The 19,019-nt window shown below is 63.1% G+C and carries 14 protein-coding genes; 1 reads left to right on the top strand and 13 read right to left on the bottom strand.

Annotated elements, in window-relative coordinates; all coding sequences use genetic code 11:
• Positions 1 to 11: 11 nt before the first annotated feature.
• Positions 12 to 314 carry a putative quinol monooxygenase gene (locus ACNQP3_RS25330; protein WP_264316562.1) on the bottom strand — a complete coding sequence of 101 codons (303 nt, stop codon included), beginning with the start codon at positions 312 to 314 and terminating at the stop codon, positions 12 to 14.
• Between the two features lie 60 nt (positions 315 to 374).
• Here ACNQP3_RS25330 and ACNQP3_RS25325 point away from each other — a divergent pair, with 60 nt between their 5' ends.
• The gene (locus ACNQP3_RS25325; protein ID WP_264316561.1) at positions 375 to 803 is read left to right on the top strand and encodes a VOC family protein; all 429 of its coding nucleotides are present in this window, start codon (positions 375 to 377) and stop codon (positions 801 to 803) included.
• Positions 804 to 914: 111 nt separating this feature from the next.
• Here ACNQP3_RS25325 and ACNQP3_RS25320 read toward each other — a convergent pair whose 3' ends face one another.
• The 12 genes from ACNQP3_RS25320 to gluQRS all read right to left on the bottom strand — a co-directional run bounded on the left by ACNQP3_RS25320 (position 915) and on the right by gluQRS (position 18,972).
• Positions 915 to 3,851, bottom strand: a complete 2,937-nt coding sequence (locus ACNQP3_RS25320; RefSeq protein ID WP_264316560.1) for a DUF748 domain-containing protein — start codon at positions 3,849 to 3,851, stop codon at positions 915 to 917.
• A gap of 78 nt (positions 3,852 to 3,929) precedes the next feature.
• On the bottom strand, positions 3,930 to 4,799 hold the full coding sequence (locus tag ACNQP3_RS25315; RefSeq protein WP_264316559.1) for an oxygenase MpaB family protein: 870 nt from the start codon (positions 4,797 to 4,799) through the stop codon (positions 3,930 to 3,932).
• Positions 4,800 to 4,841: 42 nt separating this feature from the next.
• Complete coding sequence (gene acs / locus ACNQP3_RS25310; protein WP_264316558.1) at positions 4,842 to 6,776, bottom strand: acetate--CoA ligase; 1,935 nt, start codon at positions 6,774 to 6,776, stop codon at positions 4,842 to 4,844.
• Positions 6,777 to 6,911: 135 nt separating this feature from the next.
• A complete protein-coding gene (gene pgi / locus ACNQP3_RS25305) occupies positions 6,912 to 8,576 on the bottom strand; it encodes a glucose-6-phosphate isomerase (protein ID WP_012274232.1) in 1,665 nt (554 codons plus the stop codon).
• Between the two features lie 177 nt (positions 8,577 to 8,753).
• Positions 8,754 to 9,617 carry a pantoate--beta-alanine ligase gene (panC, locus tag ACNQP3_RS25300; protein WP_012274231.1) on the bottom strand — a complete coding sequence of 288 codons (864 nt, stop codon included), beginning with the start codon at positions 9,615 to 9,617 and terminating at the stop codon, positions 8,754 to 8,756.
• Entirely contained in the window at positions 9,614 to 10,414 is an 801-nt protein-coding gene (panB, locus tag ACNQP3_RS25295) for a 3-methyl-2-oxobutanoate hydroxymethyltransferase (protein WP_012274230.1), read from the bottom strand. Before panB ends, panC begins: the two co-directional genes overlap by 4 nt.
• A gap of 262 nt (positions 10,415 to 10,676) precedes the next feature.
• On the bottom strand, positions 10,677 to 11,156 hold the full coding sequence (gene folK / locus ACNQP3_RS25290) for a 2-amino-4-hydroxy-6-hydroxymethyldihydropteridine diphosphokinase (protein WP_012274229.1): 480 nt from the start codon (positions 11,154 to 11,156) through the stop codon (positions 10,677 to 10,679).
• Positions 11,153 to 12,541: a polynucleotide adenylyltransferase PcnB gene (locus tag ACNQP3_RS25285; protein WP_012274228.1), complete on the bottom strand. Its 1,389-nt coding sequence runs from the start codon at positions 12,539 to 12,541 to the stop codon at positions 11,153 to 11,155. The genes folK and ACNQP3_RS25285 overlap by 4 nt, the downstream gene beginning before the upstream one ends.
• 797 nt (positions 12,542 to 13,338) lie before the next feature.
• Positions 13,339 to 14,781 (bottom strand): sigma-54-dependent transcriptional regulator, encoded by a 1,443-nt coding sequence (locus tag ACNQP3_RS25280; RefSeq protein WP_264316557.1) that lies wholly within the window; start codon positions 14,779 to 14,781, stop codon positions 13,339 to 13,341.
• A gap of 4 nt (positions 14,782 to 14,785) precedes the next feature.
• The gene (locus ACNQP3_RS25275) at positions 14,786 to 17,761 is read right to left on the bottom strand and encodes a sensor histidine kinase (protein ID WP_012274226.1); all 2,976 of its coding nucleotides are present in this window, start codon (positions 17,759 to 17,761) and stop codon (positions 14,786 to 14,788) included.
• Entirely contained in the window at positions 17,745 to 17,921 is a 177-nt protein-coding gene (locus ACNQP3_RS25270) for a hypothetical protein (RefSeq protein ID WP_003250005.1), read from the bottom strand. The genes ACNQP3_RS25275 and ACNQP3_RS25270 overlap by 17 nt, the downstream gene beginning before the upstream one ends.
• 163 nt (positions 17,922 to 18,084) lie before the next feature.
• Positions 18,085 to 18,972: a tRNA glutamyl-Q(34) synthetase GluQRS gene (gluQRS, locus tag ACNQP3_RS25265; protein WP_060493845.1), complete on the bottom strand. Its 888-nt coding sequence runs from the start codon at positions 18,970 to 18,972 to the stop codon at positions 18,085 to 18,087.
• Positions 18,973 to 19,019: the final 47 nt, after the last annotated feature.

Genomic DNA, 19,019 nt, shown 5'->3' with positions numbered 1-19,019 from the left:
TTTCATCTCAGCTAGTACATCGGGTTGCGCGTGATCACATCGCTTTCGAAGCATTCCTGTTTGGCGATCAGGGGCTCGATCAATGGGCGGCTATCGCGGAAATGTGCGGTCTGGGTGTGCGCGTCATACGCCGCATCATCGCGATAGATTTCGTAGAGGTAGATCACGTCTGGGTCGAACCGGTCCTGCGACACATCGAACACCAGGCAGCCTGGTTCGCTGGCGACGGAAGCTGCGGCATTGACTTTGATCGCGGTCAGGAAAGCTTCGGCGCAGCCGGGCTTCACTCGGGTCTTGATGAACAAGCTATACACAAAGCGCTCCTTTTGTTTTAAATTCTGCTTTGAATTGTATACAAAAATGGAGCCCCGCCAATGTCCGAATTGCCTGCACGCCCTGGCCGCCTGAATGGCCTGCGCCACATCGCTTTGCTGGTACCCAACCTTGAAGAGTGTGAGCGTTTCTACGTCGATGTGCTGGGCATGGAAGTGCTGAACCGCGCCAACGAGGACCTGGTGTACCTCACCTGCGGTAACGACAACCTGTCGCTGGGGCGGGGGGCCGGGGCGGCCAATGGGTTGCAGACCCTGGATCACTACGGGTTCATCGTGGACAGCGTGGACAGCGTGGAGGAGCTGGAGGCGTGGTACCAGTACTTCAAGGCCCATGGCGTGACCTTGCTGGACCGGCCTTTCAACCATGGTGACGGGGCGCGCAGCTTCCACCTGCTGGACCCGGCGGGGAACAAGGTGCAGCCGCTGTATCACCCGGCGGTGTCGGGGCAGCGGTTGGTGAGTGCCTGAATTGATATCACCTGATCGGGCCCCTTCGCGGGTAAACCCGCTCCCACAAGGACTGTGCAGTACCTGTGGGAGCGGGTTTACCCGCGAAGAGGCCGGGCCTGCCTTAAGCGATTATTCGGCATCCAGATGCATCGGCGTCACCACCCGGCCATCGCTTTCAGGCTGCCCCAGGCTGGTATCGATGAAATACACCCGGTCATCTTCCAGCTTGCCCTTGTCCACTAGGTAATCCTTGATACTGCTGGCCCGCTCCTGGCCCAAGGTACGCAGCAGTGCGGTGCTCTCTGCCCAGGACTTGATCACAGCCTCGCGCAGCTTGGCGGTGCGCTCGTCGCGGCCCAGTTGCTCCCATTCGGCAGGCGGCTGCTGTTTAAGGCGAGTGCGATAGATGCCCTCAAGCATTGCCGGCTTGTCGCTGTCGTCGACTACCAGCATCGAGGCATTGGCCGGTACTTTGTCGCCACGGCGCTGCAGGATCTTGTACCAGGTAGCCTGGTACTCACGCTCCAGGCGTTGCTGGGCGATCAGCGGGCCATCGCTGGCCTGGGCGCTGGTGCCTTCGATTTCCAGACGCAGTTCCGGGCGCTCCTTAAGTGCTGATGCCAGTTTGTCCAGGGACGACTGGGCATCGCCGCTGAGTTCGCTGGAACCCGGGGCGAACGCTACGTTGCCGAGGTCTTCCGCGCCCCCGCCGCTAATCAGCCCACCAATGAACTTGAACGGTGCCTGTGCCGCACGCAGCACCAGGTTACGCAGGGTTTGCCAAACAATCGGCATCACGCTGAACTGCGGGTTGTTGAGGTCGCCGGTGACCGGCAGTTCGATCGAGATCTTGCCCTCGGTATCCTTAAGCAGTGCCACTGCCAGGCGGATCGGCAGGTCGACCGCGTCCGGGCTGTCGACTTTTTCACCCAGTTGCAGCTGCTCCACCACGACCTTGTTCTCGGCCTTGAGCTGGCCGTTGGTGATCAGGTAGTGCAGGTCGAGGCTGAGCCGGCCTTTGCGGATGCGGAAGCCGGCAAATTTACCGGAGTAGGGCGTCAACGTGGTCAGCTCGACGCGCTTGAAGCTGGTGGCGATGTCCAGGCTGGCCAACGGGTTGAACGGGTTGAGAGCGCCCTTGATGGTAACCGGTGCGTAGCGGTCGACCTTGCCCTTGACGTCCACCTTGGCCGGCAGCGGCTTGCGGTTGTCGATGGTGCCGATTTGGCCATTGAGCTGCTGGATGGCCGTGGCGAAGTTGGGGGTGAGCGACAGGTCGGCGAAGTTGGCCGAGCCGTCGTTGATGTCGATCTGGCCGATGTGAATGCCCAGTGGCTTGCCGCTGCTGGCCGAGGCCGGCTTTGACGTGTTGCTCGCCGGGGCGCCGGCCGGTTGTGGGATCAGCAGGTCATTGACGTTGGTGGTGCGGTCTTCGTTGATGATGAAACGCGCATAGGGCTGCAGCAGGGTTACCTTGTCGATCGACAGTGCATCGCCGTGCACGTAGGACAAGCCGTCGACGTTCACTTGCTGCCATTTGACGAAGTCGCGGCTTTTGATGGTGTCGAGGGTGTGCAACTGGCTGACTTGCGCCTTGCCGGTGACATTGAACGCCAGCGGCGCGGTGTTCTTCAGGTCTACCTTGAGGTCGCTGGAAAGCATGCCGCTGCGCAGCTCCAGCAGGATGAACGGGCTGATGTAGGCTTGGGCCACGCGCAGGTCGATGTCACGGGTGCTCACATCCAGCTTGGCCCAAATTGGCGCCAGGTTGACCTGGCCAGCCGCTTGCAGCTTGCCTTGCTTGCCCACGCCGGTGTCGAGCTTGAGGGTGAAGGGCGACTGGTTGAGGCTGTCGAAACCTTGCAGGTCGGCGTTGAGAGGGCCAATGTCCAAGGCTACCGGTTCTTTCTGGCTGCGGTCCGCCAGGTGCACCAGGTAGTTGCGCAGTTGCACATCCTTGAGCAGCACTTGCCAGGGTTTGCTGGGCGCCTTGGCGGCTTTCTCTTCAGGCGTAGGCTCGGCGGCGGCAGGTTCGGCCTTTTCCTTTGGCGTGGCCTTGGCCGGTTGGCTGGCGAACAGCTTCTGCCAGTCGAGTTGGCCGTCCTTTTCCAGTGCGGCCCAGGTTTCCAGTTTTTCGCTGCGGATCTTGCCCACGGTGACCAGTTGCTTGACCAGATCGACAGAGGTTTCGCTCACCTCCAGGCTGGCCAGGCGTGCCAACGGGCGGCCATCCGGCGCCTTGATGGCGAACGGCGCGATGCGCACGGAGGCGTTGTCCAGTTGCAACTCGGTCTGCTGGGCGAGGTTGAGCTTGTAGTGGGTGTCGAGGCTGATCACGCCGTCTTCCAGCACCAGCGGCACGGCGTCACGGACATAGGGCCAGAACGCCTTCATCTTGCCTTCGGTGACCTTCAGCGTGCCTTCGGAGGCGATCGGCGCCAGGCTGAGGGTGCCTTTCCAGTCGATACGCCCGCCGTTGGGGCCGAGGGCCACCAGGGACATGTCGGCATTGTCGTTGGGCAGGGTGCTGAGGTTTTTCAGCTCCAGGTTCATGTTGTCGTAGAGGAATTCGATCGGCTCGCTAGGGCGCTGGTCCTCGAAGTGCAGGTAGCCGTCGACCAGCTTGATGCTGCCAATACGCAACGGGAACGGGTCGCTGGGCGGCTCGTCAGGTTTGGCCTCACTGGCGGGCAGCTTGAACAACCCGGTCAGGTTGAGGGCCCCGTCCTTGGCGAACAGGACTTCGTTGCGTGGTTTGTCGAGTTCGATCGCTTCCAGGTGCAGGGCTTTGGTCCACAGGCTGTCGAGCGAGAGGTTGGCGTACAACCGCTCGAACGCGACTTGCTCTTTGCCCGGCTCGCCGATCTGCAGGCCCCACAGCGTCAGCTCGAGGCTGAAGGGGTTGAGTTCGATCCGCTCGAGGTGGGCCGGCACGGTCGCGTACTGGGCCAACTGCTGGTTGGCGATGCGCAGCGCGACACCGGGAAGAATAAGGAAGCCGAGCAGGCTATAGAGGGCTACCAGGGCCACGATTGCGCCAGCGGCGCGAGTCAATCCTTTGTACATGTGTCGCTTCGTCTGTCTAAGCAGGAGTGCTTGGAGTATGGCACGTTAAATCAGTTCCGCAGGGGCGACCATTTGACCTCACTCAATGCCCATGCGCCGTTTGGCCCGGTGCGCCGAGCCGTCGCGCATTGCCCAGCGCAGTACTGGCGCTGTGCGCCTGAGGCCCAGGCGAATCAGGCGCTGCTGCAAAGGCCCATGTTGCAGGCCGAGCATGGCCTGTGCCCAGCCCGGTAGCAGGTCGATACCGGCGTGCAGCATCAGCTTGCCCACCGGCTGTGCCAGGCGGCTGGGGGCAGGGGCATCGAGCAGGATTCGTATCACTTCATGGCTGCGCGCATCGCAGTGCAGCTGGGGGTGCATGCGTTGCAGATAGTCTTCCACCTGTTGGCACGAACGCGGCACGTCACGGGCGCCAAGGCGCTCGGCGATCAGGGCGATTTCGTTGTAATAGGCATCCTGCTCGGTGCGCGGCAGCTGCGGGTTGCGGTAACGCAGATGAGCGGCGAGGAAACTGCTGACCTCCGCCACATGCACCCAGGTCAGCAGGTCCGGGTCGCTGGCCGCATAGGGGCGGCCGTCCGGCGCGGTGCCGGTAACTCGCAGGTGAATGGTGCGCACTTTGTCGATCAGCCATTCGGCGTCGCCCGTGGCGCCGAACGTGGTGCCGGAAATGAACTGGCTGGTGCGGCGCAGGCGGCCGAGCAGGTCTTCGCGGAAATTGGAGTGGTCCCACACGCCGGCCAGGGCCAACGGATGCAACAGCTGCAGCATCAGGGCGCTGATGCCGCCGACCAGCATGCTCGGGAAGTCGCCATGCACCCGCCAGCTGATGCTGTGCGGGCCGAACAGGCCAGGGTCGCCCTTGGGCGATTCCAGGTCGAGCTGGCCGAGGGCCAGCCCGGTGAGGCTCATGACCTGGGTTTCGATACGGCGACGAAGGGCTTCCATGGGGACCTGCGGTGCGGGGCGGCCATGAACAGCGGCCGCCGGTTACGGGTTAAGGCGTTTGTCGATCAGGCCCTGTACCACGCTGGGGTCGGCAAGGGTCGAGGTATCGCCCAGGTTGTCCAGCTCGTTGCAGGCGATTTTGCGCAGTATACGCCGCATGATCTTGCCTGAGCGCGTCTTGGGTAGCGCCGGCGCCCACTGAATCAGCTCGGGTTTGGCGAAACTGCCGATTTCCTTGCTGACCAGTGCCAGCAGCTCGGCCTTTAGCGTGTCGTCTGGCGTCACGCCATTCATGGTCGTGACGAAGGCGTAGACGCCCTGGCCCTTGAGGTCGTGGGGGTAACCGACCACGGCTGCCTCGGCGACGCTGTCATGCAGCACCAGTGCGCTTTCTACTTCGGCGGTGCCTATGCGGTGCCCGGACACGTTGATCACATCGTCGATGCGCCCGGTGATCCAGTAGTCGCCATCGGCGTCGCGGCGGGCACCGTCGCCGGTGAAGTAGTAGCCGGGCATGGGTTTGAAGTAGGTGTCGACCATGCGCTGATGGTCGCCATAGACGCTACGGATCTGCCCGGGCCAGCTGGCCTTGATGACCAGAAGGCCAGCGCCGGGGCCTTCGATCAGTTTGCCTTTTTCGTCCAGTAGCGCCGGTTGCACGCCAAACATGGGCTGTGTGGCGCAACCGGGTTTGAGTGCCTGCGAGCCGGGCAGCGGGGTGAGCATGATGCCGCCGGTTTCGGTCTGCCACCAGGTATCGACAATGGGGCAGCGCTTCTGCCCGACCGCCTCGAAATACCACTCCCAGGCTTCAGGGTTGATTGGCTCGCCGACGCTGCCCAACAAGCGCAGGCTCTTGCGCGAGGTGCCCTGCAGCGGCGCGGAGCCCTCGCGCATCAATGCGCGCAGGGCGGTCGGGGCGGTGTAGAAAATGTTTACCTGGTGCTTGTCCACCACCTGCCAGAAGCGTGAAGTGTCCGGGTAGTTGGGTACGCCTTCGAACATCAGCGAGATGGCGCCATTGGCCAGCGGGCCATAGACGATGTAGCTGTGGCCGGTAACCCAGCCGACATCGGCGGTGCACCAGAAAACCTCGCCGTCACGGTAGTCGAACACTACCTTGAAGGTCATTGTCGCTTGCAGCAGGTAGCCGCCGGTGGTGTGCAGCACGCCTTTTGGTTTGCCGGTGCTGCCGGAGGTATAGAGGATGAACAGCGGGTCTTCGGCCGCCATCGGCTCGGGGGGGCAGTCGTCGCCGGCCTTTTCCGTTACTTCGTGGTACCAGAGGTCGCGGCCTTCGGCCCAGGCGACATCGCCGCCGGTGCGGCGCACCACCAACACGCTGCTGACCGCTGGGCAGCTGGCCAGGGCCTTGTCGACGTTCTGTTTCAGCGGGACACGCTTGCCGCCACGCACGCCCTCATCGGCGGTGATCACGGTGCGGCAGTCGGCGTCGAGAATGCGGTCGCGCAGGGCGTCGGGGGAAAAACCGCCGAACACTACCGAATGTATGGCCCCGATGCGGGTGCAGGCGAGCATGGCGAAGGCGGCTTCGGGGATCATCGGCATGTAGATGCACACTCGGTCGCCTTTCTTGACCCCGCGCGCCTTCATTGCATTGGCCAGGCGGCAGACCTGGCGGTGCAGCTCGCGGTAAGTGATGGCCTTGGAGTCTTTTGGGTCGTCACCTTCCCACAGCAGGGCCGTCTGCTCGCCGCGCTGGGCTAGATGGCGGTCGATGCAGTTATAGCTGACGTTGAGCTGTGCACCGTCGAACCAGCGGGCCTTGCCGGTATTCAGGTCGCATTGCTGCACGCTCGACCAGGGCTTGATCCAGTCCAGGCGTTTGGCCTGCTCGGCCCAGAAGGTGTCAGGATCGTCGACCGACTGGCGGTACAGGCGATGGTATTCGTCGGGGGTGAGGGTGGCGGACTGGCTGACGGCCAGGGCCTGGGGATAGTTGCGGATATCGAACATGGCGGGTGGTCCTGCTCTTGTAAGGGGCGATGGACTGCAACGGCTATTCGATAGGACAGTGTAGCTGGGAGAGGTGTTCAACCTTGCAGGCCTCTTCGCGGGATTGCCCGCGAAGAGGTGCGTACAGGCTTTAGATCACCCGCGGTGGCGGCCGCGGAAGTAGTTGATCAGCCCTTGGGTGGAGCCATCTTCGGCGCTTTCTTCCAGGCTGCCGACCAAGCGCTGGTAAACGCCCTTGCCCAGCTCCTTGCCCAGCTCAACGCCCCACTGGTCGAAGGCATTGATACCCCAGATCACGCTCTGCACGAACACCTTGTGCTCGTACATCGCCACCAGAGCGCCCAGGCGGCGAGGGCTGATACGTTCGACCACCAGGGTGTTGCTCGGGCGATTACCCGGGATCACCTTGTGCGGTGCGAGCTTCTCGATATCCGCTTCGTTCAGGCCTTTGCCGCGCAGCTCGGCTTCAGCCTCCTCACGGGTTTTACCCAGCATCAGCGCCTGGCTTTGCGACAGGCAGTTGGCATACAGCCACTGGTGATGGTCGGCCACCGGGTTGAAGCTCACGACCGGCACGATGAAGTCGGCCGGAATCAGCTGGGTGCCCTGGTGCAGCAACTGGTGGTAGGCGTGCTGGCCGTTACAGCCCACGCCACCCCAGATAACCGGGCCGGTGTCGGTCTTCACCGGGGTGCCGTCCTGCAGCACGCTCTTGCCGTTGGACTCCATGTCCAACTGCTGCAAGTGCTTGGTGATGTTGCGCAGGTAGTGGTCGTACGGCAGGATCGCGTGGCTGTTCGCGCCCCAGAAGTTGCCGTACCACACACCTAGCAAGGCCAGTAGCACCGGCATGTTCTTGTCGAAGGGGGCGGTCTGGAAGTGCTGGTCCATGGTGTAGGCACCGGACAGCAGTTCCTTGAAGTTGGCCGTGCCGATGGCCAGGGCGATCGGCAGGCCGATGGCCGACCACAGCGAGTAGCGCCCGCCTACCCAGTCCCACATCGGGAAGATGTTCTCTTCGCGGATACCGAACGCCACCGCAGCGGCCTTGTTGCTGGAAACCGCGATGAAGTGGCGGTACAGCTCGGCTTCCGAGCCGCCCTGGGCCAGGTACCAGGTACGCGCGGCCATGGCGTTTTTCAGGGTCTCGAGGGTATTGAACGACTTTGACGAGACGATGAACAGGGTGGTTTCGGCGCGCAGGTTGGCCGAGAGCTCGTGGAATTCACTGCCGTCGATATTGGCCAGGTAATGGCAGCGCACGCCGCGCTGGGCGTAGGGCAGCAGCGCTTCGGAGACCAGCTCGGGGCCGAGGAACGAGCCGCCGATACCGATATTGACCACGTCGGTAATCGGTTTTTCGCTGTAGCCGCGCCACAGGCCGTCGTGGATGCGCCCGACCAGTTCGGTGATCTGGTTGAGTACCTTGTGCACTTCCGGCATGACATTCACGCCGTTGACGCTGAGCTTGTCGCCTACGGGCCGTCGCAGGGCGGTGTGCAGCACCGGACGGCCTTCGGAGGCATTGATGATTTCGCCGGCGAACATCGATTTGATGGCGTCCTGCAGGCCCACTTCGTTGGCCAGGTTCACCAGCAGGTCGCGGCTTTGTTCGGTGATCAGGTTTTTCGAGTAGTCGAGGAACAGGCCGCAGCAGCTCAGGGAGAACTGGTCGAAGCGTTGGGCATCGGCGGCGAAGGCTTCGCGCATGCTGAAGCCTTGCATGGCGTCGCGGTGTTGCTGAAGCGCCTGCCAGGCGGGCAGGGCCGTCACATCGTGGGGTGTACGGTAATACGCCATTGCGCGGGGTTCCCTTGGTGCGTGGTGAGGCCTTGGACACGGCAGTTATTGCCGGGTTCAGGCTGGCATCATTATAGGCAAAGGCCACTTGCAGGGAATGGGTATGGCGGGGGAATTTGGCGGGCGCCCGTGGGAGCGGGCTTGCCCGCGAATGGGCTGCAAAGCAGCCCAATGCCGTTACGCAGTCTTTTCTTCCAGATGCAGGTACAGGTTGTCGATCAACCGCGTGTTACCCAGGTACGCCGCCGCGATCACCACCAGGTCTCGATCGTCGATCAGTGCCGGGCGCAGGCTCACGGCATGGCGCACTTCCAGGTAATCCGGCCGGAAACCCGCAGCGCTCAGTTGCGCCTGGCCTTCTGCGACCAGCGCGGCAAAGTCGCGCTGGCCACGGCCGATGCCCGCTGCAATGTGCTGCAACGTGCGGTAAAGCGCTGGCGCGGCAGTACGCTGCTCAGGCGTGAGGTAGCCATTGCGCGACGACAGCGCCAGGCCATCGTCGGCACGCACGGTGGGTTCGCCGATGATCTGGATCGGCATGTTCAGGTCGCGCACCATGGCGCGGATCACCGCCAGCTGCTGGAAGTCCTTCTCGCCGAACACGGCAAGGTCTGGCTGAACCATGTTGAACAGTTTGCTGACTACCGTGGCCACGCCTTCGAAATGCCCTGGTCGGCTGGCGCCGCACAGGCCTTCGGAAAGTTGGGGCACGCTGACGCGGGTTTGCACGCTCATGCCGTCGGGGTACATCTCTTCCACGGCGGGCGCGAACAGCAGGTTGCAGCCGGCCTGCAGCAGGCGCTCCTGGTCGGCGGCCAAAGTGCGCGGGTACTTGTCGAGGTCTTCGTTGGCGCCGAACTGCAGCGGGTTGACGAAGATGCTGGCGACCACAAAATCGGCGCGCTGCGCGGCCTTGGTCACCAGCGCCGCGTGGCCGCTGTGCAGGTTGCCCATGGTCGGCACGAAGCCGATACGTTTGCCTTCACCGCGGGCGCGGGCTACTGCCGCGCGCAGTTCGCGGACGGTCTTGACTGTATTCATGCACTGAACCCGTGTTCGCTGCCTGGGAAGCTGACTTGCTTGACGGCCTCGACATAAGCGACGAGGGCGCTGTGGATATCTGGCTGGCCTTGCATGAAGTTTTTCACGAACTTCGGTACCCGGCCACTCAGCGACAAGCCGAGCATGTCGTGCAGCACCAGTACCTGGCCATCGGTGGCGCTGCCCGCGCCAATACCGATTACGGGAATACCCACGGCGTTGGTGATTTCCGCCGCCAGTTCGCTGGGTACGCATTCGAGCAGCAGCATGGCCGCACCGGCCTGCTCCAGGGCAATCGCGTCGGCGCGCATCTGCCGGGCCTGGGCTTCCTGGCGGCCTTGCACTTTGTAGCCGCCCAGCACATTGACGGTTTGCGGGGTCAGGCCCATGTGTGCGCACACCGGCACGCCACGCTCGGCCAGCAGGCGGATGGTTTCGGCAAGCCAGGCTGCGCCTTCGATCTTGATCATGTGGGCGCCGGCTTGCATCAGCGTGGCGCTGTTGGCAAAAGCCTGCTCCGGGGTAGCGTGCGCCATGAAAGGCAGGTCGGCGAGGATCAGCGCACCGTCGTTGCCGCGTTTGACGCAGGCGGTGTGGTAGGCCATGTCTGCCGTGGTTACCGGCAAGGTGCTGTCGTGGCCCTGCAGGACCATCCCCAGTGAGTCGCCCACCAGCAACACTTCAACGCCGGCCTGGCTGGCGGCCTTGGCGAAGGTCGCGTCGTAGCAAGTCAGCATGGTGATTTTTTCACCCTTGGCCTTGAGGCCATTGAGGGTGGTAAGGGTTACTTCAGGCATGTAGGAAATTCCTCGTTCAGGCGCTGTAAAAAACGACTGCATTCAACGCGTGTAGTCATCTTCCGGAGCGGCACATCATCGCGTGTGATGTTCGGGTACAGGTCCGTCCGGGCCTAAATACGGGTATGCGGCACTTTGGTGCCACACGGGACGCCTATAGTCGTGAGCGAGGTAAGGGAAGTCAATCACCCTGTTACCGCATTGTTACGATCAGGGTGTTACTGGCGTTACCGCTGCTGGGCGGCAGGCTGGAACGCCCGGTTTACAGGCGTTCCAGGCCGACGAACGGGCAGCCGTCGAGCAGTTGTGCGAGCGCGCGGCCATCGGCCAGGCGGAAGTCGCCCGGTACCAGTTCGGCCAGCGGGTACAGCACGAAGGGGCGGGCATGCATGTGGTAATGCGGCACTTTCAGGCGTGGCTCGTCGAGTACCTGGTCGCCGAACAGCAGAATGTCCAGGTCCAGCGTGCGCGGGCCCCAGCGTTCCTTGCGCACGCGACCCTGGTCGTTCTCGATGGCCTGCAGGGCATCGAGCAGGGCCAATGGCGCCAAGGTTGTGTCCAGCGCGGCCACGGCGTTGGTATAGCGCGGCTGGCCAGGCAGCAGCGAGTCGCTGGTGTAGAGTGCCGAGGCCGCTACCAGGCGTGTGGCCTCGACCTGGTCGAGCGCCTGCAAGGCGCTACGCAACTGCTCGGCAGGTGCGTCCAGGTTGCTGCCCAGGCCTACATAGGCGCGAATGGTCACTCGAACGCCTCGTCGCCACCGCGTTTGCGTTTGCTGCCGCTGCGCTTGCGTTTGCGTGGGCCGGCGCCGGTGCCTTCGTCACGGTTGCCCAGCTCGCGGATCATCTCGCGGCGCTCGCTGTCGTTGGCATCCTGGTAATCGGTCCACCACTGGCCGAGGTCGTCGGTTTCTTCCCCAGCGCTTTCGCGCAACAGCAGGAAGTCGTAACCGGCGCGGAAGCGCGGGTTGTCCAGCAGCATGTCGGCGCGCTTGCCGCTGCGGCGTGGCAGGCGCTCCTGCATGTCCCAGATCTCGCGGATCGGCAGGGTAAAACGCTTGGGAATGGCGATGCGCGCGCATTGCTCGGCGATCAGGTCGTGAGCCGCACCGTTCATGGCCGGGATCGGCGGCACACCCTGGTTCTGCAGGTGCAGCACGCGGGCTGGCAGGGCTGGCCACAGCAGTGCAGCGAACAGGAAGGCCGGCGTCACCGGTTTGCCCTGCTTCACGCGCAGGTCGGTGTTGTTCAGCGCCTGGCTGATCAGCGTGTGGGTGTAGGTTGGGCGCTCGTCCAGGGCATGGGCGCTGGCAGGGAACAGCGGCTCGAACAACTCCAGGTCGACCAGCATTTCGAAGGCGATAGCACCTTGGCCGCTGAGGAACAGCTTGAGGCACTCTTCGAACAGGCGCGCGGGCGGAATCTCGCGCAGCATCGGGGCCAGGCCGCGGATCGGCTGGAAGGTGTGCTTTTCGATGCCAAAGTCGAGCTTGGCGGCAAAGCGCACCGCACGCAGCATGCGCACCGGGTCTTCCTGGTAACGGTGGGTCGGGTCGCCAATCAGCCGCAGCAGGCGATTGCGCACATCGTGCACACCGTTGGCGTAATCGAGAATGCGCTCGCTGACCGGGTCGTAGTACAGGGCGTTGATGGTGAAGTCGCGGCGTTGCGCGTCCTCTTCCAGGGTGCCGTACACGTTGTCTCGCAAGATGCGACCACTGGCGTTATGCGACGAACGGTGGGCGTCGCCCTGGTCGTCTTCCGAGTGGTGGGCGCGGAAGGTGGCGACTTCAATGATCTCACGGCCAAAATGCACGTGGACCAGCTTGAAGCGGCGACCAATGATGCGCGCGTTGCGGAACTCGGCACGAACCTGTTCGGGGGTGGCGCTGGTGGCGACGTCGAAGTCCTTCGGCGTGATGCCCAGCATCAGGTCGCGGACACAGCCACCGACCAGGTAAGCCTGGTAGCCGGCGCTTTGCAGGCGCTCCACGATGTTCACCGCATGGCGGCTGAACTGGTGGCGCTGCAGCGAGTGCTGGCTCTTGTTGATCACCTCAGGCGTGGTGCGCCTGTGGTGCGGGCCCGGTACGGGCGGGCGGAAAGACTGGAACAGCTTCTTCAGCATGGGATGCACTGTGTGAAGGAATGTTCGGCCAAGAATAGGAGAATGGCCGCATGATGGGCGGGGATTCTAGCATTTACTCGAGGAATGGTGTAGGCGGGTGGCAGGATGCCTGCCAGAAGGGTAGAAACGACAAGGGGAGCCTAAGCTCCCCAAGAAGTCGTTGCGTGCTCTTATTGTTTTTTTTGCTGGGCTTCTTGTTTTTGTTGAGCGCCCTGTCCACAAATCTCGAAGCTTGTGGACGACCCCTAAACCAGGGGTTAAGAGCAAACGGATTGCTTTGGCCGCTGATGTCACGTTGATCTGTCGATCCAACCAGTTCAGGCGCTGCTTTTTAGTGCAGTTTTTGTTGTTCTCTGCCTGGTCGTGGGGCAAGCCCCAAACACGCATCCTCTCCAAAAGAATCAGTTAGCTGCGCCTCCGCCGTCTTGTTTTTATTGTGCGTGAGCCGTTTCGTCTTGTTCTTATTGTAGGTTGCAGTGCTTGTTATTGTTTTTGTACTAAGCATATAGCAGGTGCCGTGCCAACTTTTTGAAACCTAGCAAAATCAAGGGGTTGAGGTGTTCTGGTGATTTTTGTGACGCCGAAAATGTCGAAATTTCGTTACCGTACGCCTCGGGAACTGTTACGGCGGAAAGGTTGGGTAACAGATTTTTGCGGGAACTGATGTGTTACCGGGGGGCTTTGAAGCCAGGTGTGCTCGCCATGGCCCGTTCAGGGCCTATGCGATCGAGCGCCGCCCGCGCGGCGCTCGATCGCATAGGCGCCGCAATTGCTGCGGCGTACCGTGCGCAGGCTGGTTATTCGCTGGTAGCGTTGCTTTTGCGCCGCGGGATGCCCAGGCGCTGACGGCGTTCCCACAGGCACTTGCGGCTGACGCCCAGCTTGCGTGCCAGTTCGGTCTCGGTCATGTGGTCCTGGTGTTCGAGCACGAAGTGCTGGAAGTAGTCTTCCAGCGACAGGTCCTCGGTCGGCTCGTGGCTGGCACTGGCCGCACTGGCCACCACCAGGGCGTTGTCGAGGATGTCGTCTTCTTCCAGGTCGCTCAGCTCGATGTCGATACCCAGCAGGTCGGCGGAAATCTCTGCGCTCTCGCTGAGAATCACCGCGCGCTCCACGGCGTTTTCCAGCTCGCGCACGTTACCCGGCCAGCTGTAGTGTCGAATGGCCTGCTCGGCTTCGGCCGAGAAGTGCAGGTCGTCGCGGCCGATGCGCGCACTCTGGCGAGCGAGGAAGGCGCTGGCGATCTCGTTGACGTCGCTGCCGCGCTCGCGCAGGGCCGGCAGCTTCAGGGCGATCACGTGCAGGCGGTAATAGAGGTCTTCACGGAACTGGCCGGCCTTGGCCAGGTTCTTCAGGTCGCGGTGGGTCGCGGCGATCAGGCGCACATCCACCTTTTGCGACTGTACCGAACCCACCCGGCGAATCTCTCCTTCCTGCAGCACGCGCAACAGGCGAGCCTGGGCTTCCAGCGGCAGCTCGCCGATTTCATCGAGGAACAGCGTACCGCCATCGGCGGCTTCCACCAGGCCGGCGCGCCCGGCGCTGGCACCGGTGAACGCGCCTTTTTCGTGGCCGAACAGTTCGGACTCGATCAGTGTCTCGGGGATGGCCGCGCAGTTCACTGAAATCATCGGCGCCTTGGCCCGGCGCGACAGGTTGTGCAGGGCGCGGGCCACCAGCTCTTTACCCGTGCCCGACTCACCCTGGATAAGCACATTGGAGTCGGTGGGTGCGACCTTGCGGATCTTGCTGTACATGTCCTGCATGGGCGGGCACGAGCCGATGATGCCGATTTCGCCATTGGCCGCTGCCGCGCTGCTTTTATCGGCTGAGGCAGCCTTGCCATTGCTGGCGCGTGGCTCGGCAGCGGGTGCGGCGGCCGGGGCGTTTTGCCGGTCACGCAGGATGCGCGCCACCGCTTGCAGCATCTCGTCATGGTCGAAGGGCTTGGCGATGTAGTCCACCGCGCCCATTTTCATCGAGTCCACCGCCGAGCGCAGGCTGGCGTAACTGGTCATGATCAGCACCGGGGTGCCCTGGCCGAGCTTGATCAGCTCGGTGCCGGGAGCGCCTGGCAAGCGCAGGTCACTGACGATGAGGTCGAAGGTGGCAATGCTGAAGCGTTCCTGGGCTTCCTGCACCGAGCCGGCTTCGCTGACCTGGTACTGGTTCCGCTCAAGCAGGCGACGCAGGGCCGAGCGGATGATGGTTTCGTCTTCGACGATCAGAATGTGCGGCATTGATTCAATTCTCTCGACGGTCTCGAATTTCAGGGGACGTCGCTACGACATGCCGGGGCAGGGTCACGCGGATCCGGGTGCCACGTTGCCGTTCGATATCGGCCGGGCTGTCGATGGTGATTTGCCCATAATGCTCTTCCACGATGGAATAGACCAGAGCGAGCCCCAGTCCGGTTCCTTCGCCCGGGTCCTTGGTGGTGAAGAAGGGTTCGAACAGGCGGTCCTGGATGTTCTTCGGAATCCCGCTGCCCTCGTCTTCGACGATCAGGTCGACGGTGTGCTCACTGGTCTCGCTACGCACGCGCACGGCACTGCCGGCGGGCGAGGCGTCGCGGGCGTTGGAGAGCAGGTTGATCAGCACCTGGGCCAGGCGCTGCGGGTCCCCTTCGGCCCAGTGGTCTGGGTCGCAGAGGTTGAAGAACTGTACTTCGAAATTGCGCCGGTTCAACGCCAGCAGACCGATGGCATCCTGTGCCACTTCGGCCAGGCACACGGGTTCCTCGCTGTTCTGGTGGCTGCCACCGGCATGGGCGAAGCTCATCAACGACTGGACGATGCGCGACACGCGCTTGGTCTGGTCGAGGATCTGGCTGGACAGCTCGATGATTTCGCCATCGCCTTCGCGTTCTTCACGCAGGTTCTGCGCCAGGCAAGCGATGCCAGTGATCGGGTTGCCGATTTCGTGGGCCACGCCGGCGGCCAGGCGGCCGATACTGGCCAGGCGCTCGGAGTGCACCAGCTTGTCCTCCAGTGCCTGGGTCTCGGTCAGGTCTTCCACCAGCAGCACCAGGCCACTGTTACCGGGGGCCAACGGCTCGTCGATGGCCGCCTTGTGCAGGTTCAGCCAGCGCGGCTGGCCGTCCAGCGCCAGGCGCTGCTTGTGCAGGTGCTCGTCGGGCACGTCGATGAACCCTTGCAGCAGGCCGCGCCAAGGCTCGTCTATGGTGAGCAGGCGCGAACCGACCACATGCTTGGCGGCAATGCCGGTAAGCTCTTCCATGGCCTTGTTCCACATCAGGATTTCCTGGTCCTTGGCCAGCGAGCAGACGCCCATGGGCAGCTCCTGCAGGGTTTGGCGGTGGTAGCGGCGCAGGGCATCGAGCTCGGCGGCCAGGCCGGTCAGACGCGAGTGGTAGTCTTCCAGGCGGCTTTCGATGAAGTGGATGTCTTCGGTCACGTAGTTTTCGTTACCGGACTTGTACGGCAGGAACGTCTCGACCATGTCCTGGGCCACGCTCGGCCCCATCAGGCCGGACAGGTTGGCCTCGATGCGGTCGCGCAGGCGGCGCAGGGCATAGGGGCGGCGCTCGTCGAACGGCAGGTAGAGGTCGCGCAGGGCTTGCTCCACTTCCTTTTGTGCGGCCTTGGCCCCCAGCGGTTTGGCCAGCTGAGTGGCGAACTCCTGGGGCGAGGCGGCGTGCAGCTCGCGGCGTTGCGGGCGGCGCACGTTGTCCACCGCGCAGGCTTCGGCCGCACTGACCTCTTCGTTGCTGGCGTTGGTGAATAGCGAGATCAGGGTGAACAACAGCACGTTTGCCGCCAGCGAGGCGATTGCCGCCATGTGCCAGCTGGTGTCGTCCAGCACATAGATCATGTCCAGCAACGGAATGTAGAAACCCTGCAGGTTGCCCAGCAGCGGCAGCAGCATGGTCACCATCCACACCAAGGTGCCGGCCAGCAGCCCGGCGATGAAGCCGCGGCGGTTGGCGGTCGGCCAGTACAGTACCGACAGCACGCCAGGCAAAAACTGCAAGGTGGCGACGAAGGCGACGATGCCCAGGTTGGCCAGGCTCTGGTGGTTGTTCTGGGTCAGGTAGAACATGAAGCCGGCGGTGATGATGGCGACGATCAGTGCCCGTCGGGTCCACTTCAGCCAGCGGTAGATGTTGCCCTCGGCCGGGGGTTGGTACAGCGGCAGCACCAGGTGGTTCAGGGCCATGCCCGACAGCGCCAGGGTGGTGACGATGATCAGGCCGCTGGCCGCCGACAGGCCGCCAATGTAGGCCAGCAGTGCCAATGCCTGGTTGTTGGCGGCAATCCCCAGGCCCAGGGTGAAGTACTCGGGGTTGGTGCTTGCGCCCAGGCGCAGGCCGGCCCACAGCACCAGCGGTACGGCCAGGCTCATCAGCAGCAGGAACAGCGGCAGTCCCCAGCTGGCGCTGACCAGCGAGCGCGGGTTGAGGTTTTCGGTGAAGGCCATGTGGTACATGTGCGGCATGACGATGGCCGAGGCGAAGAACACCAGCAGCAGGGTGCGCCATGGGCCTTCCTGCAGCGGGGTGTGCAGGGCGGCAAGGGCGGTCTGGTTCTGTAGCAGCCAGACTTCCAGCTCATGCGGGCCGCCGAATACGCCATACAAGGCGTACAGGCCGATACCGCCCAGGGCCAGCAGCTTGATCACCGACTCGAAGGCGATGGCGAAAACCAGCCCTTCATGTTTCTCACGCGTGGCAATGTGCCGCGAGCCGAAGAAAATGGTGAACAGGATGATCAGCGTACAGAAGGCAAACGCTACCCGGGCCTTGACCGGCTCACCGGTAAGGATGCTGATCGAATCGGCCACCGCCTGGATCTGCAGAGCCAGCAACGGCAGCACACCGATGAGCATGATGATGGTGGTCAATGCCCCGGCCCAGGTGCTGCGGAAGCGGAACGCCAGCAGGTCGGCCAGCGATGACAGCTGGTAGGTGCGGGTGATCTTGAGGATCGGGTAGAGCAGCACCGGTGCCAGCAGGAAGGCGCCGGACACCCCCAGGTAACAGGCGAGGAAGCCGTAGCCATACTGGTAGGCCAGGCCCACCGAGCCATAAAAGGCCCAGGCACTGGCGTACACGCCCAGCGACAGGGTGTAGGTAAGCGGGTGGCGAATGATCGAACGCGGGATCAACCCGCGCTCGCTGATCCAGGCCACGCCGAACAGCACCATGAGGTACCCGGCGCTGATCAGGATCATCTGGGTCAGGCTAAAGCTCATCGGCATCTCGTTGGCTCTGCAGGATGAAGGTGACGACGATCAGGATCAGCCAGAGCAGGTAGGGGCGGTACCAGGCTCCGGTCGGCTCGATCCACCAGTCCATGATGGCCGGGGAGAACAGGTAGATCCCCACGACCAGAAGCAGGACCAAACGATAGATGTACATGCTGGCCTCGATGGTTGGGCGCTGCGGGCTTGGACTTATTATTGGCGCAAATGGCGGGGGGGATGCTAGCGGGAATCCACAGTGTTCGCCAAGATTTTGAATTCATTGGGCTTTTGTTTTCGAGAGATGGTTTGCCCGTGCCCGCGAAGGGGCTGGTAGAACCTCAGCGCAAATCAGCCTCTGGCACTGTAGTTTTCTGCGCAATCGCCTCTGGCCGCCACTGTTTACGGGCTACCGCCAGTACCTCAGCCGGCGTTGCCACCAGCAGCTCCGGGTCGGTGTCCTGCCCCAGCGCCCGCAAGGCTCGCAGCAACAACGGCGTTGCATGCTCCACCTGCAGCGGAGGCGAACGGTAGGACTTGCCCAGCTTGTGCCCGTCAGGCTGCACGATCAGCGGAATGTGCAGGTAACGCGGCTGCGAGAAGCCCAGCAGCTCTTGCAGGTACAGCTGGCGCGGGGTGTTGTCGAGCAGGTCGGCGCCGCGCACGATGTCGGTAACACCCTGCCAGGCATCGTCCAGCACCACCGCCAGTTGGTACGCATACAGCCCGTCACGGCGCTGGATGACGAAATCGCCCACCTCACGGCCCAGGTGCTGCTGGTACTCACCCTGCACCCGATCGGTGAAGCGGTAGATCAGTTCTGGCACCCGTAAGCGGATTGCCGCGCCTTCACGGGCATGCCCGGCATTGCGGCACAAGCCGGGGTAGATGCCGTTGTAGCCTTCAAGCTGCTTGCGCGAGCAGGTGCAGGCATAGGCCAGGCCCATGTTGAACAGGCGGTCTACCACGGCGGCATAGGCATCGTGTCGCTGGCTCTGGAACACCACTTCGCCATCCCACTCCAGGCCATAACGCTCCAGGGTCTGCAGGATGGCATCACGGGCGCCAGGCATTTCCCGGGGTGGGTCGGTGTCTTCCATGCGCAGCAGCCAGCGGCCATTGACGGCGCGGGCATCGAGCCAGGAGGCGAGGGCGGCGACCAGCGAGCCAAAATGCAGGAAGCCGCTGGGGGTGGGGGCGAAGCGCCCGATGTAGCTGGAGTTGGTCATGGTCAGGCTGGGCACATAAATGAAACGGGGCGCATCAAGCGCCCCGT

This window comes from Pseudomonas sp. LFS074 (assembly GCF_047978165.1).
Classification (GTDB): domain Bacteria; phylum Pseudomonadota; class Gammaproteobacteria; order Pseudomonadales; family Pseudomonadaceae; genus Aquipseudomonas; species Aquipseudomonas putida_P.
The sequence above is the reverse complement of the archived record's forward strand: the minus strand, read 5'-3'. Positions and strand labels throughout refer to the sequence as shown.

Bases quoted from the DNA above. Each gene is read 5' to 3' on its own strand.
- ACNQP3_RS25325 (WP_264316561.1), top strand. From the start codon at position 375: ATGTCCGAATTGCCTGCACGCCCTGGCCGCCTGAATGGCCTGCGCCAC.
- ACNQP3_RS25320 (WP_264316560.1), bottom strand. From the start codon at position 3,851: ATGTACAAAGGATTGACTCGCGCCGCTGGCGCAATCGTGGCCCTGGTA.
- ACNQP3_RS25315 (WP_264316559.1), bottom strand. From the start codon at position 4,799: ATGGAAGCCCTTCGTCGCCGTATCGAAACCCAGGTCATGAGCCTCACC.
- acs (WP_264316558.1), bottom strand. From the start codon at position 6,776: ATGTTCGATATCCGCAACTATCCCCAGGCCCTGGCCGTCAGCCAGTCC.
- pgi (WP_012274232.1), bottom strand. From the start codon at position 8,576: ATGGCGTATTACCGTACACCCCACGATGTGACGGCCCTGCCCGCCTGG.
- panC (WP_012274231.1), bottom strand. From the start codon at position 9,617: ATGAATACAGTCAAGACCGTCCGCGAACTGCGCGCGGCAGTAGCCCGC.
- panB (WP_012274230.1), bottom strand. From the start codon at position 10,414: ATGCCTGAAGTAACCCTTACCACCCTCAATGGCCTCAAGGCCAAGGGT.
- ACNQP3_RS25285 (WP_012274228.1), bottom strand. From the start codon at position 12,541: ATGCTGAAGAAGCTGTTCCAGTCTTTCCGCCCGCCCGTACCGGGCCCG.
- ACNQP3_RS25280 (WP_264316557.1), bottom strand. From the start codon at position 14,781: ATGCCGCACATTCTGATCGTCGAAGACGAAACCATCATCCGCTCGGCC.
- ACNQP3_RS25275 (WP_012274226.1), bottom strand. From the start codon at position 17,761: ATGCCGATGAGCTTTAGCCTGACCCAGATGATCCTGATCAGCGCCGGG.
- ACNQP3_RS25270 (WP_003250005.1), bottom strand. From the start codon at position 17,921: ATGTACATCTATCGTTTGGTCCTGCTTCTGGTCGTGGGGATCTACCTG.
- gluQRS (WP_060493845.1), bottom strand. From the start codon at position 18,972: ATGACCAACTCCAGCTACATCGGGCGCTTCGCCCCCACCCCCAGCGGC.